This is a genomic window from Streptomyces sp. NPDC093795 (genome assembly GCF_044764665.1).
In the GTDB taxonomy this organism is placed as follows: Bacteria; Actinomycetota; Actinomycetes; order Streptomycetales; family Streptomycetaceae; genus Streptomyces.
Window position 1 is genome coordinate 651,191 of sequence record NZ_JBIWIO010000002.1, and the last position, 16,627, is coordinate 667,817.

The 16,627-nt window shown below is 70.0% G+C and carries 14 protein-coding genes; 11 read left to right on the forward strand and 3 right to left on the reverse strand.

The genetic code is table 11. The annotated features are described in order from the left end of the window. Nucleotides 1-93: 93 nt before the first annotated feature. Nucleotides 94-1,716 carry an MFS transporter gene (locus ACIRB7_RS07935; RefSeq protein ID WP_403593890.1) on the forward strand — a complete coding sequence of 541 codons (1,623 nt, stop codon included), beginning with the start codon at nucleotides 94-96 and terminating at the stop codon, nucleotides 1,714-1,716. 173 nt (nucleotides 1,717-1,889) lie between these two features. Continuing rightward, complete coding sequence (locus tag ACIRB7_RS07940; protein ID WP_403593893.1) at nucleotides 1,890-2,276, forward strand: peptidase inhibitor family I36 protein; 387 nt, start codon at nucleotides 1,890-1,892, stop codon at nucleotides 2,274-2,276. Here the strand turns inward: ACIRB7_RS07940 and ACIRB7_RS07945 are convergent. Together ACIRB7_RS07945 and aceE are read right to left on the reverse strand one after the other, a co-directional pair. Next, nucleotides 2,257-3,126, reverse strand: a complete 870-nt coding sequence (locus ACIRB7_RS07945) for a potassium channel family protein (RefSeq protein WP_403593896.1) — start codon at nucleotides 3,124-3,126, stop codon at nucleotides 2,257-2,259. The two genes, ACIRB7_RS07940 and ACIRB7_RS07945, sit on opposite strands and share 20 nt — an antisense overlap. 89 nt (nucleotides 3,127-3,215) lie before the next feature. After that, the gene (gene aceE, locus ACIRB7_RS07950) at nucleotides 3,216-5,948 is read right to left on the reverse strand and encodes a pyruvate dehydrogenase (acetyl-transferring), homodimeric type (protein ID WP_403593899.1); all 2,733 of its coding nucleotides are present in this window, start codon (nucleotides 5,946-5,948) and stop codon (nucleotides 3,216-3,218) included. A gap of 428 nt (nucleotides 5,949-6,376) precedes the next feature. Here aceE and ACIRB7_RS07955 point away from each other — a divergent pair, with 428 nt between their 5' ends. The 6 genes from ACIRB7_RS07955 (at nucleotide 6,377) to ACIRB7_RS07980 (ending at nucleotide 10,807) form a co-directional block, all read left to right on the forward strand. Beyond that, nucleotides 6,377-6,799 carry a DUF3052 domain-containing protein gene (locus ACIRB7_RS07955; RefSeq protein WP_403593902.1) on the forward strand — a complete coding sequence of 141 codons (423 nt, stop codon included), beginning with the start codon at nucleotides 6,377-6,379 and terminating at the stop codon, nucleotides 6,797-6,799. Nucleotides 6,800-6,916: 117 nt separating this feature from the next. Beyond that, nucleotides 6,917-7,375, forward strand: coding sequence for a peroxiredoxin (locus tag ACIRB7_RS07960; RefSeq protein WP_351210320.1), 459 nt, complete (start codon nucleotides 6,917-6,919; stop codon nucleotides 7,373-7,375). Nucleotides 7,376-7,557: 182 nt separating this feature from the next. Beyond that, nucleotides 7,558-8,133 (forward strand): TerD family protein, encoded by a 576-nt coding sequence (locus ACIRB7_RS07965; RefSeq protein ID WP_351210322.1) that lies wholly within the window; start codon nucleotides 7,558-7,560, stop codon nucleotides 8,131-8,133. A gap of 82 nt (nucleotides 8,134-8,215) precedes the next feature. Next, entirely contained in the window at nucleotides 8,216-8,791 is a 576-nt protein-coding gene (locus ACIRB7_RS07970) for a TerD family protein (RefSeq protein ID WP_403593906.1), read from the forward strand. Between the two features lie 29 nt (nucleotides 8,792-8,820). Further along, nucleotides 8,821-9,966: a DUF475 domain-containing protein gene (locus ACIRB7_RS07975; RefSeq protein WP_403593909.1), complete on the forward strand. Its 1,146-nt coding sequence runs from the start codon at nucleotides 8,821-8,823 to the stop codon at nucleotides 9,964-9,966. 103 nt (nucleotides 9,967-10,069) lie between these two features. Continuing rightward, the gene (locus tag ACIRB7_RS07980) at nucleotides 10,070-10,807 is read left to right on the forward strand and encodes a Tellurium resistance (protein WP_403593912.1); all 738 of its coding nucleotides are present in this window, start codon (nucleotides 10,070-10,072) and stop codon (nucleotides 10,805-10,807) included. Between the two features lie 15 nt (nucleotides 10,808-10,822). Here the strand turns inward: ACIRB7_RS07980 and ACIRB7_RS07985 are convergent, their stop codons facing one another. After that, nucleotides 10,823-11,734: a TerD family protein gene (locus ACIRB7_RS07985; RefSeq protein WP_403593914.1), complete on the reverse strand. Its 912-nt coding sequence runs from the start codon at nucleotides 11,732-11,734 to the stop codon at nucleotides 10,823-10,825. Nucleotides 11,735-11,919: 185 nt separating this feature from the next. Here ACIRB7_RS07985 and ACIRB7_RS07990 point away from each other — a divergent pair, with 185 nt between their 5' ends. From ACIRB7_RS07990 to ACIRB7_RS08000, 3 genes are read left to right on the forward strand one after another with little or no spacing between them, the layout of a single operon-like run. Then, a complete protein-coding gene (locus tag ACIRB7_RS07990; protein ID WP_403593918.1) occupies nucleotides 11,920-13,104 on the forward strand; it encodes an HpcH/HpaI aldolase/citrate lyase family protein in 1,185 nt (394 codons plus the stop codon). A gap of 18 nt (nucleotides 13,105-13,122) precedes the next feature. Beyond that, on the forward strand, nucleotides 13,123-15,804 hold the full coding sequence (locus tag ACIRB7_RS07995) for a phosphoribosyltransferase (protein ID WP_403593920.1): 2,682 nt from the start codon (nucleotides 13,123-13,125) through the stop codon (nucleotides 15,802-15,804). Further along, nucleotides 15,801-16,610 (forward strand): HAD family hydrolase, encoded by an 810-nt coding sequence (locus tag ACIRB7_RS08000; RefSeq protein WP_403593923.1) that lies wholly within the window; start codon nucleotides 15,801-15,803, stop codon nucleotides 16,608-16,610. The genes ACIRB7_RS07995 and ACIRB7_RS08000 overlap by 4 nt, the downstream gene beginning before the upstream one ends. Nucleotides 16,611-16,627 lie beyond the last annotated feature (17 nt).

Sequence of the window (16,627 nt, forward strand, 5' to 3'; positions counted from 1 at the left end):
TCGTCCGGCTCAGCGTACCTGTGAGCTACGTGACAGTTACCGGCGTGTGAATCGCTTTGTCAATTGTCAGTGACTGTCATTAGCCTCGTTCGCATGACTAGTCAGACCACCGTGGAAAAGACCCCGCAGGGACAGGGGGGCGTCCGGGAACCCGCACCGGCCCCGACGAAGGGACTGCGTGGCCATCCATGGTTGACCCTCATCGGCGTTGCCGTGGGCGTCATGATGGTCGCGCTCGACGGCACGATCGTCGCCATCGCCAACCCCGCCATCAAGGACGACCTCGGCGCCTCCCTCGCCCAGGTCCAGTGGATCACCAACGGCTACCTGCTCGCACTGGCCGTCGCCCTGATCACCGCGGGCAAGCTCGGTGACCGCTTCGGTCACCGGCAGACCTTCCTCATAGGCATCGCCGGCTTCGCCCTGGCCTCCGGCGCGATCGGCCTCTCCGACAGCATCGGGGCCGTGATCGCCTTCCGCGTCCTCCAGGGCCTCTTCGGCGCCCTGCTGATGCCGGCCGCGCTCGGCCTGCTGCGCGCCACCTTCCCCGCCGAGAAGCTGAACATGGCCATCGGCATCTGGGGCATGGTCATCGGCGCCTCCACGGCAGGCGGCCCGATCGTCGGCGGCCTGCTCGTCGAGCACGTCAGCTGGCAGTCCGTCTTCTTCATCAACGTGCCGGTCGGCGTCGTCGCGCTCGTCCTCGGCCTGGTCATCCTCAAGGACCACCGCGCCCAGAACGCGCCGCGCTCCTTCGACGTCGTCGGCATCCTGCTGCTCTCCGGGGCCATGGCCTCCCTCGTCTGGGGCCTCATCAAGGCCGGCGAGTCCTGGGGCTGGACCGGCGGCAAGACCTGGGGCTGCCTGCTCGGCGCGGTGCTCCTCTTCGTGCTCTTCGCCATCTGGGAGACCAAGGTCAAGGAGCCGCTGATCCCGCTGGCCATGTTCCGCTCCGTGCCGCTCTCGGCCGGTGTGGTGCTCATGGTCCTCATGGCCTTCGCCTTCATGGGCGGCCTGTTCTTCGTGACCTTCTACCTCCAGGGCGTGAAGGGGCTCAGCCCGGTCGACAGCGGTCTGCGCCTGCTGCCGCTGACGGCGATGATGATCGTCTCCTCGCCGCTGGCGGGTGCCCTGATCACCAAGTTCGGCCCGCGCGTCCCGCTGGTCGGCGGCATGGTCTGCACGGCCGTCGCGATGTTCGGCATGATCACGCTCTCGTCCGGTACCGGCACGTTCGCCATGTCCCTCTGGTTCGCCCTGCTCGGCCTCGGGCTCGCCCCGGTCATGGTCGGCGCCACCGAGGTCATCGTCGGCAACGCGCCGCTCGAACTCTCCGGCGTGGCCGGCGGTCTGCAGCAGGCCGCGATGCAGGTCGGCGGCGCGCTCGGTACGGCCGTGCTCGGCGCCGTCATGTCCTCCAAGGTCGCAGGCGCCTTCGAGGACAACTGGAAGGAGGCCGGCATCCCGGCCCCGGTGAACCCGAAGCTCGAGCAGGCCGCCGAGTTCGGCATGGCCCCGCCGGAGCTGGCGCAGGCGCCGGGGATGACCCCCGACGTCCTCCAGCAGATCACCGGCGTCATCCACGACACCTTCCTCGACGGCATGGGCCTGGCCTTCACCGTCGCCGGAGTCGTCGCCGTCGTCGCGGCCCTCGTCGCCACGCTCACCAAGCGCGGCGAGAACGCGGAGGCGGGCGGCATGGGCGGTCACATCTGACGTCCGGCCCGGGCGAGGTCCGTCAGGGGCCGCCAGGGGCTGCCAGGGGCCGTCAGGGTTCCCGTAGGGGGCCGTCACCCGTTCGCGTGAACGGGGGCGGCCCCCCTTCCGTTGTCCGTGGACCTCCGTCATTCTCGTGATTACAGAGAGTGACGAAACGGGGGTTCATCAGTATGTATACGAAGACCGCTCTCGCCATCGCGGCCGTCCTGACCGCCTTCCTCGCGGCCCTGCCGGCCACCCCGGCGGCGGCTGTGGCGGTGCCGACCGGGACCGTTCTCGGGGCCTGCGGGCCCGGCAGGCTCTGCCTCTGGTCCAAGCCCGACTTCCGGGGCCGGGCGCAGACGCACGAGCTGGCCACGACCGACATCGAGAGCTGTGTCGCCCTGCCACCGGGCAGCTCGGCACAGTCCCTCGCCAACCGGACCGGCCGACCGGTCACCACGTACCAGTCGGCGGAGTGTGCGGAGGAGGGCGAGTTCGAGACCTATCCGGGGCGCGGGACGTGGGTACCGCAGACGCCCTACGAGGTCAGAGCGTTCAAACTCTGGGAGCGGTAGGCGCGGGGACGTCCGGGGCGGTCGTCCCGTCGGGCGCGGACACCGTCACCGGAGCGGGCGCCGACACGGGCGCCGACACGGGCGCCGACACGGGCACGGGTTCGGTCACCGGCACGGGTTCGGTCAACGGCGCCTGGGCCGAGAGGCGGGACACCTCGGCGCGCAGTTCGCGGACCTCCCGGGTCAGCGTCTCCAGGAGCTCGGTCTGCCGGCGCTCCGCCGCGTCGTCCCGCTCGAAGCGGGAGATGAACCAGGCCGCGATGTTGGCGGTGACGACACCGAGCAGGGCGATGCCCGAGAGCATCAGACCCACCGCGAGCACCCGGCCGAGACCCGTCGTCGGGGCGTGGTCGCCGTAGCCGACGGTGGTCATCGTGGTGAACGACCACCAGACCGCGTCCCCGAGCGTCTTGATGTTGCCGTCAGGGGCGTCCCGCTCGACGTGCAGCACGGCCAGCGAGCCGAACATCATCAGCCCGACGACCGCGCCCGCCACATAGGTGGTGAGCGTTATCTGCGGGGCCATCCGGGCCCGCCGGCCCACGAGGAGGAGCGTGGACACGACCCGCAGCAGCCGCAGCGGCTGCACCAGCGGCAGCAGGACCGCGAGCAGATCCAGGGGGTGGGAGCGGACGAAGGCCCAGCGGGCCGGGGCGAGCACGAACCGGACCAGGTAGTCGACGGCGAAGACCGCCCAGACCGCCCACTCGACCTGGGTGCACAGCCGGTGCACCCAGGGGGCGGCGCCGGGAGCCACGATCGGCACGGCGTACGCGACGCCGAACGCCACGGCGAGCACGAGCAGCGGCGCCTGTGTGCGTTCTTCCCAGCGATCCTTCATGCCCTTCATGCGGGGAATCGTAGAGAACGCCGAGGGGCGGCGGGACCAGGGTCCCACCGCCCCTCAGCAGGAGCTCCGTGCTACGGGTGCCGTGTCGATCAGGCGTCGCCGCCCGCGGGGCCCGGGTCCGCGGCCGCCACGTCGAGCAGCTGGTACCGGTCCACGGCCTGCTTCAGGACCGACCGCTCGACCTTGCCCTCCCGGGCGAGCTCGGTGAGCACCGCGAGCACGATCGAGGGGGCGTCGATGTGGAAGTAGCGACGGGCCGCGCCGCGCGTGTCCGCGAAGCCGAAGCCGTCCGCGCCCAGCGAGCCGTACGTGCCCGGCACCCAGCGGGAGATCTGGTCCGGCACCGCCTTCATCCAGTCCGAGACCGCCACGAACGGGCCCTCGGAGCCCTGGAGCTTGCGTGTCACGTACGGGACGCGCTGCTCCTCGTCCGGGTGGAGCAGGTTGTGCTCCTCGACGGCCACGGCCTCGCGGCGCAGCTCGGTCCAGGAGGTCGCGGACCAGACGTCGGCCCGTACGTTCCACTCCTCGGCGAGGATCCGCTGAGCCTCGACCGCCCACGGCACGGCGACACCGGAGGCCATGATCTGCGCCGGGATCGTGCCCGCGTCGGCCGGCCGGAAGCGGTGGATGCCCTGGAGGATGCCCTCCACGTCCACGTCCTCGGGCTCGGCCGGGTGCTGGATCGGCTCGTTGTAGACGGTCAGGTAGTAGAAGACGTCCTCGGCATCGGGGCCGTACATGCGGCGCAGACCGTCCTTGACGATGTGCGCGATCTCGAAGCCGAACGCCGGGTCGTAGGCGATACAGGCCGGGTTGGTCGAGGCGAGCAGGTGCGAGTGGCCGTCGGCGTGCTGGAGGCCCTCGCCGGTCAGCGTGGTCCGGCCGGCGGTGGCGCCGAGCACGAAACCGCGCGCCAGCTGGTCGGCCATCTGCCAGAACTGGTCGCCGGTCCGCTGGAAACCGAACATCGAGTAGAAGACGTAGACCGGGATGAGGGGTTCGCCATGGGTGGCGTACGCGGAACCGGCGGCGATCAGCGAGGCGGTGCAGCCTGCCTCGGAGATGCCGTCGTGCAGCATCTGGCCGGTCGGCGACTCCTTGTAGGCGAGGAGGAGTTCGCGGTCCACCGCCTCGTACTGCTGGCCGAGCGGGTTGTAGATCTTGGCGCTCGGGAAGAAGGCGTCCATACCGAAGGTGCGGTACTCGTCGGGGGCGATCAGCACGAAGCGCTTGCCGATCTCCTTGTCCCGCATGAGGTCCTTCAGGATGCGGACGAAGGCCATCGTGGTGGCGATCGACTGCTGCCCGGAGCCCTTTCTTGCGGCCGCGTAGGTCTTGTCCTCGGGGAGGGCCAGCGGCTTCGCCCGCACGACGCGGGTCGGGACGTACCCGCCGAGCGCGCTGCGGCGGTCGTGCATGTACTGGATCTCCTCGGAGTCCCGCCCCGGGTGGTAGTACGGCGGCAGGCCGTCCTCCAACTGCCGGTCGGTCACCGGGATGTGCAGCCGGTCGCGGAAGCGCTTGAGGTCGTCGACCGTCAGCTTCTTCATCTGATGGGTCGCGTTGCGGCCCTCGAAGTTCGGGCCGAGCGTCCAGCCCTTGACGGTCTGCGCGAGGATCACCGTCGGCTGGCCCGTGTGGGCCTTCGCCGCCGCGTAGGCCGCGTAGATCTTCTTGTGGTCGTGACCGCCGCGGCCCAGGTGCAGGATCTGCTGGTCCGACATGCCCTCGACCATCGCCCGCAGCCGGTGGTCGTCGCCGAAGAAGTGGTCCCGGATGTAGCCGCCGGTCTCCGTGGCGTACGTCTGGAACTGACCGTCCGGAGTGGTGTTGAACTTGTTGACCAGGATGCCGTCGCGGTCCTGCGCGAGCAGCGGGTCCCAGGAGCGGTCCCAGATCAGCTTGATGACGTTCCAGCCGTTGCCCCGGAAGATCGACTCCAGCTCCTGGATGATCTTGCCGTTGCCGCGCACCGGGCCGTCGAGCCGCTGGAGGTTGCAGTTGACGACGAACGTCAGGTTGTCCAGGCCCTCACGGGCGGCGATGGAGAGCTGGCCGACCGACTCGACCTCGTCCATCTCGCCGTCACCGAGGAACGCCCAGACGTGCGACTTGGAGGTGTCGGCGATCCCGCGCGCCTCCATGTAGCGGTTCATCCGGGCCTGGTAGATCGCGCCGAGCGGGCCGAGGCCCATCGACACGGTCGGGAACTCCCAGAAGTCCGGCATCAGCCGCGGGTGCGGGTACGACGACAGGCCGTTCGGGGACTTCGACTTCTCCTGGCGGAACCCGTCGAGCTGGGTGTCGTTCAGCCGGTCCAGGAGGTACGCGCGGGCGTAGATACCGGGGGAGGCGTGCCCCTGGAAGAAGATCTGGTCGCCGCCGTCGCCCTCGTCCTTGCCGCGGAAGAAGTGGTTGAAGCCGACGTCGTACAGCGAGGCCGAGGACGCGAAGGTCGCGATGTGACCGCCGACGCCGATGCCGGGACGCTGGGCGCGCGACACCATCACGGCCGCGTTCCACCGGGTGGCGTTGAGGACCTTGCGCTCGATCTCCTCGTTGCCGGGGAAGAAGGGCTCGTCCTTGGTGGCGATCGTGTTGACGTAGTCCGAGCTGCGCATCTCGGGCACGGCCACGCGCTTCTCGCGGGCCCGTTCGATGAGGCGGAGCATGAGGTAGCGGGCCCGCTCACGGCCCCGCTCGTCGACGGCCGCGTCGAGGGAGTCGAGCCATTCCTGGGTCTCTTCCGGGTCGAAATCCGGGACCTGGCTGGGAAGGCCGCCAATGATGATCGGGTTGCGATCGGATCCGGGAGCCACGCTCTTCCTTCGCTGTCGGTGGTGCCCACGGGGCCACGGAGTGGTCGGGATGTCCATCGTGTACCCCGCCGACGCCAGACGTCACATTTACCGAGAGGTAACCCCCAGGGGGTGTCTCGGAGGGCTGTCCATGGGTCTGGGTGCGCTCAAATCGCAACCTTACGCCCAACTCGCGCATGCGTTTCGTCCGGGCGTTCGGCAGACTGAAACCGCAGAAGTTCGTAAACCGGGATGAACCATGTGTGCCTGATCACGGAGCGGGGACCTACGATGCCGGAAGTTGCGGCGAGACGGCCCCAAACGTCACCGTTTCGGCGGTCTCCACGGCCGGGCACTTGCGCGATCCACCCCGGCACGTGTGGACTACGGCCAGCACCGCGCGCCCACGCGCGGCCACAAGCATTTACCGAATGAGCAGGAGGCAAGCCGTGAGCGCGACCGCGGACCACGCGGAGGAGCGGACCAACCCGGCCGGCAGGCTGGGGTTCGAGCCCGGACAGGTGGTCCAGGAGATCGGCTACGACGAAGACGTCGACCAGGATCTCCGTGAAGGCATCGAGTCCATCATCGGGGCCGAGCTCGTGGACGAGGAGTACGACGACGTCGCCGACGCCGTCGTGCTGTGGTTCCGCGACGAGGACGGCGATCTCACCGACGCCCTGGTGGACGCCATCGGTCTTCTGGAGGACGGCGGCACCATCTGGCTGCTGACGCCGAAGACCGGCCGCGACGGCTACATCGAGCCGAGCGACATCAACGATGCCGCGCAGACAGCGGGTCTCTCCCAGACCAAGAGCATCAGCGTCGCCAAGGACTGGGCGGGCACCCGCCTGACGGCCCCCAAGCGCTGATCATCCCTACGACAAGCCCCCGCCCGGTACGCCGGCGGGGGCTTTCGTGCAGGGGCCGTAAGGTGGGGTTCACCGATACGGCCCAAGGGCAGGGCCCGGCGAAGGGATGCGTACGCGATGGCGATCGAGGTCGGCACCAGGGCTCCGGATTTCGAGCTCAAGGACAACCACGGACGCACCGTGAAGCTGTCCGACTTCCGCGGCGAGAAGAACGTGGTGCTGCTGTTCTACCCCTTCGCCTTCACCGGCGTCTGCGCCGGTGAGCTCGGCGAGCTGCGCGACAACCTCCCGACCTTCGTCAACGACGACACCCAGCTCCTCGCCGTCTCCAACGACTCCATCCACACCCTGCGCGTCTTCGCCGAGCAGGAGTCCCTGGAGTACCCGCTGCTCTCCGACTTCTGGAAGCACGGCGAGGCCTCCCGCGCGTACGGCGTCTTCGACGAGGAGAAGGGCTGCGCGGTGCGCGGCACCTTCATCATCGACAAGGAGGGCGTCGTCCGCTGGACCGTCGTCAACGCCCTGCCGGACGCCCGCGACCTCGGCGAGTACGTCAAGGCGCTCGACGCCATCTGAGCGCCCGCCGGCCGACATCCCCGCCCTCCGCCGCCCCACATCTCCGCATTCGACGGCGACATCTCCGATTCGCGGGGCGAATCGACTGTTTCGACCGGGAACCCGTCACTAGGATCCAGTCGTTGATCCGAATGCCAACGCACGACCGGGGGCGCTGCCCCTGAAAACCTATGGAGGGACTCGTGGGAGTCAGCCTCAGCAAGGGCGGCAACGTCTCGCTGACCAAGGAGGCCCCTGGCCTCACCGCCGTGACCGTCGGTCTGGGCTGGGACGTCCGGACCACCACCGGTACGGACTTCGACCTCGACGCCAGCGCCATCCTGGTGACCGAGGAGGGCAAGGTCCGTAACGAGCAGGACTTCGTCTTCTTCAACAACCTGAAGAGTGGCGACGGCTCCGTCGAGCACACCGGCGACAACACGACCGGTGAGGGCGAGGGTGACGACGAGCAGGTCAAGGTCAGCCTGGCCACCGTGCCGGCCGAAGTCGCCAAGATCGTCTTCCCGGTCTCGATCTACGACGCCGAGAACCGCCAGCAGTCCTTCGGCCAGGTGCGCAACGCGTTCATCCGCGTCGTGAACCAGACCGGCGGCGCCGAGATCGCCCGGTACGACCTCTCCGAGGACGCCTCGACCGAGACCGCCATGGTCTTCGGCGAGCTGTACCGCCACGGTGCCGAGTGGAAGTTCCGCGCTGTCGGCCAGGGCTACGCCTCGGGCCTGCGCGGTATCGCGCAGGACTTCGGCGTCAACGTCTGAGCCGAACCGTTCGAACCGTCCGGCGCCGCACCTCTCGTGCGGCGCCGGACGTGCCTCATCACCACCGGGGAGGAACCGAATCATGGGCGTCACGCTCGCCAAGGGAGGCAATGTCTCCCTCTCCAAGGCCGCACCCAACCTGACCAAGGTCCTCGTGGGGCTCGGCTGGGACGCGCGCTCCACCACCGGAGCCCCCTTCGACCTCGACGCCAGCGCCCTGCTGTGCCAGGCCGGGCGGGTCCTCGGGGACGAGTACTTCGTCTTCTACAACCAGCTCCGCAGCCCCGAGGGCTCCGTCGAGCACACCGGGGACAACCTCACCGGCGAGGGTGACGGGGACGACGAGTCCCTCATCGTGGACCTCTCGATGGTGCCGGCCCACTGCGACAAGATCGTCTTCCCGGTGTCGATCCATGACGCCGACAACCGCGGCCAGAGCTTCGGCCAGGTGAGCAACGCGTTCATCCGGGTGGTGAACCAGCTGGACGGGCAGGAACTCGCCCGGTACGACCTCTCCGAGGACGCTTCCACGGAGACCGCGATGATCTTCGGCGAGCTCTACCGGTACAACGGCGAATGGAAGTTCCGTGCGGTCGGTCAGGGGTACGCGTCCGGGCTTCGGGGCATCGCTCTAGACTTCGGGGTCAACGTTTCGTAAAGCCAAGCAGTTTCACGATGGGGTAGAGAGTGGTTCTGAAAACCTTCGGCTGGTCGTTCGCCATCACGGCGCTCGGCCTGGCCTTCGCCGCTTGGCAGTGGGGGTGGGAGGCGTTCGGGATCGTACTGATCCTGTCGATCCTCGAGATCTCGCTGTCCTTCGACAACGCGGTTGTCAACGCCGGAATCCTGAAGAAGATGAACGCCTTCTGGCAGAAGATCTTCCTCACCATCGGCATCCTGATCGCGGTATTCGGTATGCGGCTGGTCTTCCCCGTCGCGATCGTCGCCATCAGCGCCAAGGTCGGCCCGATCGAGGCCATCGAACTGGCGATGGACAATCCCGAGCGGTACGAGGCCCTGGTCACGGACGCCCACCCGGCGATCGCCGCCTTCGGTGGAATGTTCCTCCTGATGATCTTCCTCGACTTCATTTTCGAGGACCGTGACATCAAGTGGCTCGGCTGGCTGGAGCGCCCGCTGGCCAAGCTCGGCAAGGTCGACATGCTGTCGGTCTGCGTCGCGCTCATCGCCCTGCTCGTCACGGCGATGACCTTCGCGACCCACGCGCACACCAGCACCGGCGTCGCGGACAAGTCCGCGACCGTGCTGCTCTCCGGCGTCGCCGGCCTGATCACGTACCTGATCGTCGGCGGTCTCTCCGGCTTCTTCGAGAACAAGCTGGAGGAAGAGGAGGAGCGCGAGCACGAGGAGGAGGAGAAGGCCAAGGCCCAGGGCAAGCCGGTCTCCGCGGTCGGCCTCGCCGGCAAGGCCGCGTTCTTCCTCTTCCTGTACCTGGAAGTGCTCGACGCCTCGTTCTCCTTCGACGGTGTCATCGGTGCCTTCGCCATCACCAACCACATCTTCTGGATGGCGCTCGGCCTCGGCATCGGCGCCATGTACGTCCGTTCGCTCACGGTCTACCTGGTCCGTGAGGGCACCCTGGACGACTACGTCTACCTGGAGCACGGCGCGCACTACGCGATCGGCGCGCTCGCCGTCATCCTGCTCATCACCATCCAGCACGAGATCAGCGAGCTCATCACCGGTTCCATCGGCGTGATCCTGATCGCGCTCTCCTTCTGGTCCTCCGTCCGCCGCAACAAGGCGCTCGCGGCGGCCGAGGGCGGGTCCGGTCCCTCGGGGGACAAGACCGAGGTGTCGTCCGGGGTGTGACACCCCCGACGATGAGGAACGCTTCACTGCGGGGCGGCCGGTGCACCCGGCCGCCCCGCAGGCATGTGCGCGGTGACGACGACCAGTGGGGGGTGAAGGCGGCATGGCCTTCTGGGACAACCTGTTTACGGGGAGGACGGCGCAGTTCGACTCGGGCGGCTCCGCGTCCCATTCGATCGACCTGACGAAACGGCGCCCGTCCGTCTCGCTCACCAAGCAGGGCGCCGCCACCGGCAACCTGCGGGTGAACCTCTCCTGGCGGATGCGGACCTCCGACATCGAGGGCCGCTCGCGCCAGAGCGGACGGCTCCTGCGCAACCCCTCCAAGCTCTTCAAGCCCGAGGTCGTCCAGGCCCACACCCAGGGCATGGTCAACGTCGACCTGGACCTGGGCTGCCTCTACGAGCTCACCGACGGCAGCAAGGGCGTGGTGCAGCCGCTCGGCGGCTTCTTCGGCGACCTGAACACCGCCCCGTACGTGAAGCTCAGCGGCGACGACCGCTTCGGCGGGTCCTCAGGGGAGACGATCTTCGTCAACCTGGACCAGAAGGCCGAGATCAAGCGCCTGCTGTTCTTCGTGTACATCTACGACCAGACGCCGGCCTTCGACCGTACGCACGCCAAGATCACGCTCTATCCGAGCAACGGCCCCCGGATCGAGATCGAGCTCGACGAGCGCGCCCCGCAGGCCCGCTCCTGCGCGGTCTTCTCCGTGGACAACAGCAAGGGCGAACTCACGGTCCGCCGCGAGGTGCGCTTCGTCTACGGCTTCCAGGCCGAACTGGACCGGCTGTACGGCTGGGGTCTCCAGTGGGGCCGCGGCTACAAGACGAAGGCCTGACCCTTGGCCGCGTGCTTACGACCGGACGAACTGGGGGCCCATCGGCGGCATCCGGAACTCCGGCGACGGGTTCTGCTCGGGGGCGGTCACCGGCTGCGGGTAGCCGTAGGCGGGGCCCGGGGCGTTCACCGGCGGCTGCGGGTAGCCGTAGGCGGGCGCCCGGTCGGGCACGGGCGGCGGCATCGTCGGCTGCGGGGGTACGGGGGCGTGGACGAGCGTCAGGTCGAGGTCGGGGGAGCCGGGGGAGCCGACGGCGGCCGTGGCGCCCTCCTGCGCCTCGTGGGGCCCCTCCGGGCCGTCCTGCCGTCCCTGGCGGCCCTCGGGCCCTTCCAGGCCCTCCTGCCCCCCGGGGTGGCCCTGCCCGTCCTGGCCGTCCTCCGCGTCCTCGTCGACCGAGATGCCGAAGTCGGTGGCGAGACCGACGAGGCCGGTCGGATAGCCCTGCCCCACCGCGCGGAACTTCCAGCCGTCCCCGCGCCGGTACAGCTCGCCGCAGATGATCGCCGTCTCCTCGCCCGTCTCCGCCGTCACGGAGAACAGGGCGAGCGGCTCGCGGTCGGGGCCGGGTGTCGCGTCGTACACCAGGATCCGCAGGTCGGAGACGGACCGGAAGGTGCCGCCGTCGGAGGAGGCCGCGATCACGACCCGGTCGACCGAGGCGTCGAGCGCGCCCAGATCGGCCTCCACGGTGTCCGTCAGGCCCTTGGAGTCCCGCTTCTTCGGCAGCCGCCGCACCAGCCCCGAGGGGTGGCGCGGCTGGTTGTAGAAGACGAAGTCCTCGTCGGACCGCACGCGGCCGCCGGGCCCGAGCAGCAGGGCCGAGGCATCCACGTCGGGGACCTCGGGGCCCGGGGTCCAGCGGAGCACGGCCCGTACGGCCACGGTGTCGAGAGGGACGTTGGAGCCCTTCAGCATCGCGTGCGTCATGACCGTAATCCTGCCCTCCCGGCCGACCCGCGGACAACGCGGGGGCGGTACCGATACCGGGACGGGGGGACGGATGCTGACGAGTTACCTGGATTTCATGCGCAAAGGGAACTGTGGACACCCGCACCTACGTACTATTACCGGCCACATGTCATCAGGTCCAGAAAGGCAGACGGGGGACTTATATGCGTCATTTCGGGCACATCCCGTCCATGACACGGGCTGCGCTGTTCCACCGCGAGCCGTCCGCCTTCACGGCCGACTCGCCCGCCCGCACGCTCGCCGTGGCCCTGGGCGCCACGCTCTACAGCCCCGCCACCCGGCCGCGGCTCGCCGACGACGTGCGCAAGCAGGCAGCCCGTGGAGTGGTCTCCATGGTGCTCTGCCTGGAGGACTCCATCAGCGACGCCGACGTCGAAGCAGGCGAGGACAACCTCGTCCGCCAGTTCGCCGACCTCGCCCGCACCCCCGTGACGGACGCCGACACCGCCACGGACGTGCCCCTGCTCTTCATCCGGGTCCGCGAACCGCACCAGATCACCGACCTCGTCACCCGACTGGGCGAAACGGTCCGCCTGCTGTCCGGATTCGTGCTGCCCAAGTTCACCGAGGCCCGCGGCCGCGACTTCCTCGAAGCGCTCACCCAGGCCGAGCGGACCAGCGGCCGGCGCCTCTTCGCCATGCCCGTCCTGGAGTCCCCCGAGCTCCTCCACCTGGAGACCCGGGCCGAGACCCTCGCCGGCATCGCCGCGATCACCGACAAGTACCGCGACCGCGTCCTCGCCCTCCGCCTCGGCGTCACCGACTTCTGCTCCGCCTACGGGCTGCGCCGCTCGCCCGACATGACCGCCTACGACGTCAAGATCGTCGCCCATGTCATCTCCGACGTCGTCAACGTCTTCGGCCGCTCCGACGGCACCGGCTTCACCGTCACCGGCCCCGTCTGGGAGTACTTCCGGCCCGGTGAGCGCATGTTCAAGCCCCAGCTGCGCCGCAGCCCCTTCCTGGAGGGCAGCGCCGAGGACCTGCGCACGGCCCTCATCGAGCACGACCTCGACGGCCTGCTGCGCGAGATCGAACTCGACCGCGCCAACGGACTGCTCGGCAAGACCTGCATCCACCCCAGCCATGTGGTGCCGGTGCACGCGCTCTCCGTGGTCAGCCACGAGGAGTGGAGCGACGCCCAGGACATCCTGCGGCCCGAACTGGGCGGCGGCGGAGTGCTCCGCTCCGCCTACACGAACAAGATGAACGAAGTGAAGCCGCATCGCGCGTGGGCCGAACGGACCCTGCTGCGCGCCGAACTGTTCGGCGTCGCCAAGGAGGACGTCGGCTTCGTGGATCTGCTCACCGCCGGACTTGCCGGCTGACGAAGGGACGTCGACGACGTGGTGTGGACCGGAACGTGGGTCGCGGAGCGACTGGGCGTCGAACTGATCGGCGACGAGGAGCTACCGGCCCTGTTGGGCCTCGCACTGCGTCGCAACCCCAAGCGGGCGCATCTGCTGGTCTCCAGCGTGCTCGGCAAGCACGTGCCCCAGCGGCCGTCCGTGGTGTACGGCTCCGGCCTCGACCTCGGCCGGCGCGTCCGCGCGCTCCTCGGCGACGAGGAGGCCGCGCGGTCCGTCGTCCTCGGGTACGCGGAGACGGCCACCGCCCTCGGCCACGCCGTCGCCGACGGCCTCGGCCTCGCCCCGTACCTCCACTCCACCCGGCGACCGGTGGCCGGCGTCGCCCGCGCGGGCGGCTTCGAGGAGTCGCACTCGCACGCCACCTCGCACCTGCTGCTGCCCGAGGACCCGAAGCTGCTCGCGGGCGACGGGCCGCTGGTCCTCGTCGACGACGAGTTCTCCACCGGCAACACGGTCCTCAACACGGTCCGCGCCCTCCACGAGCGCTACCCGCGCGACCGGTACGTCGTCGTCGCCCTCGTCGACATGCGCTCCGCCTCCGACCTGGGCCGCCTGGACGCCTTCGCGGCGGAGATAGGCGCCCGCGTCGACCTGATCTCCGGCGCCGCGGGAACGGTTCGCCTCCCGGAGGGCGTACTGGAAAAGGGCCAGGCCCTGGTGACGGAACACGAGAGCCCGTACGAGCCGACACCCGCCCCGCCTGCCTCCTCCGCCCGCCCGGCCCCCGTACGGATCACGCTCGGCTGGCCCGACGGCATACCCGACGGCGGACGCCACGGCTTCACACCGGAACACCGAGCCGCCCTGGAGACGGCCCTGCCGACCATGGCGGACAGGATCGCGGAGGCACTGCGCACCCCGGCGGCACCCGCCGGTAATCCGGCGCCCGCTGCCAATCCGGCGCCCGCCGCGGCCCCGGCGGCACCCGCCGCCAACCAGGCCGCCACCCCGGCGCCCCTCGCCGTCGACCCGGCGCCCCCCGCCGCCCCGGCGGCACCCGCCACGCCGGGCGCGCCCCCAGCCCTCCCGGAAGCGTCCACCGAGGCACTCCCCACCCCCGCCCAGCCGCCCGCAGGGCCCCGCGTGCTCGTGCTCGGGTTCGAGGAGCTGATGTACGCGCCGCTCCGGCTCGGCACCGCCCTGGAGGACGCCGGACACGACGTCCGGTACTCCACCACCACCCGCTCGCCCGTCCTCGCCGTCGACGACCCCGGCTACGCGATACGCACCCGGCTCGTCTTCCCCGCCCACGACGCCCCCGCCGACGGACCCGGCGAGCGCTACGCCTACAACGTGGTCGGCGCCGGCTTCGACGCCGTCGTCGTCGTCGTCGACTCCACCGCCGACACCCCAGCCCTGCACGCCCCTGACGGCCTCCTCGCCCAGCTCGCCGCGCACATCCCGCGCGTGGTGCTGGCCGTCGTCCCCTCGTACGCGCCGTACACCCCCCAGCTCTCCGACCTCTCCGACCCCGAAGCTCCCGAAAGGAGCTCCATGCTGCCCGAGCCCCTCCGCGGCCCCGCCTTCTCCTCGTACGCGCCCGAGGAGGTCGGCTGGCTGCTCCAGGACCTCTCGGACGTCGAGCTGGAGGCGCCCACCGAGGAACGCGAGGAAGCCATCCAGAGCGGCGGCGCGCACTACGCCGAGTCGCTCCCCGTCGAGTACCAGCCCAGCGCCCGCTACCAGGAGCTCTTCCACAGCGCCCTGGAGAGCTCCGCCGCCCGGATCGCCCACGCCGTCGGCACCGTCACCGAGACCGTCCTCGCCGAGCGGCCCGGCCGCAGCCCCGTCCTCGTCTCGCTCGCGCGGGCCGGCACCCCCGTCGGTGTCCTCATGCGCCGCTGGGCGGCCGCCCGCCACGGCCTCGACCTGCCCCACTACGCCGTGTCCATCGTGCGCGGCCGCGGCATCGACGCCAACGCGCTGCGCTGGCTCGCCGCCCACCACGACCCGGCCGACGTCGTGTTCGTCGACGGCTGGACCGGCAAGGGCGCTATCACCCGCGAACTCGCCGAGGCGATCAGGGTGTTCGAGCAGAAGGAGGGAGTGGCGGGCTTCGACCCGGAGATCGCGGTCCTCGCCGATCCCGGCTCCTGTGTCCGTACCTACGGCACCCGCGAGGACTTCCTCATCCCCTCCGCGTGCCTCAACTCCACGGTCTCCGGCCTGATATCGCGCACGGTCCTCCGCGCCGACCTCGTCGGCCCCGACGACTTCCACGGCGGCAAGTTCTACCGCGAACTGGCCGGCGCCGACGTCTCGAACGACTTCCTCGACGCCGTCGCCGCCCACTTCGACGAGGTCGCCGACACCGTCGACACCGACGTCAAGGAACTCCTGGCCACCGACCGCACGCCCACCTGGGAGGGCTGGGCCGCCGTGGAGCGGATCAGCGAGGAGTACGGCATCCACGACGTCAACCTGGTCAAGCCGGGCGTCGGCGAGACCACCCGTGTCCTGCTCCGCCGCGTCCCCTGGAAGATCCTCGCCAAGCGGGGCGCCGACGCCGACCTCGCGCACGTCCGCCTGCTCGCGGAGCAGCGCGGGGTCCCGGTCGAGGAGGTCGACGAACTTCCGTACAGCTGCGTGGGTCTGATACACCCTCACTACACCAAGGGTGCGACAGGCGCCGACGGCAAGGCGGTGGTGTCCCAGTGAGTACGACCCTGGTCGCGAGCGACCTCGACCGCACCCTCATCTACTCGTCCGCGGCGCTCGCCCTCGGCATGCCCGACGCCGAGGCACCCCGGCTGCTCTGCGTCGAGGTCCACGAGGCGAGACCGCTCTCCTACATGACCGAGGACGCGGCCGACCTCCTCGCCCGGCTGTCCGACGAAGCCGTCTTCGTCCCGACGACGACGCGGACGCGGAAGCAGTACCAGCGCATCCAACTCCCCGGCGCCGCACCGAAGTACGCGATCTGCGCCAACGGCGGGCACATCCTCGTCGACGGCGTCACCGACCAGGACTGGCACGAATCCGTCCTGCGCCGGCTCGCCGACGAGTGCGCGCCGCTGTCCGAGATCCGCGCCTACCTGACGGCCACCACGGACCTGTCCTGGGTACGCAAGCACCGCGTCGCCGAGGACCTGTTCGCCTACCTCGTCGTCGAGCGGGAACGGCTCCCCGCGGACTGGCTGGGGCGCTTCGGCGCCTGGGCGGGGGAGCGCGGCTGGACGGTCTCGCTCCAGGGCCGCAAGGTGTACGCCGTACCGAAGCCGCTCACCAAGGGCGCGGCCGTCCGCGAGGTCGCCCGCCGCACCGGCGCCACGCTCACCCTGGCCGCCGGCGACTCCCTCCTCGACGCCGACCTGCTGCTCGCCGCGGACAGGGCCTGGCGCCCTGGCCACGGCGAACTGGCCGACAGCGACTGGACGGCCCCCCACCTCGACGTCCTCGTGGAACGCGGGGTCGCGGCGGGGGAGGAGATCCTGCGCCGCTTCCGGGCGGCCGCCGCCGTGTAACCGTCGTCTCCGGTGGG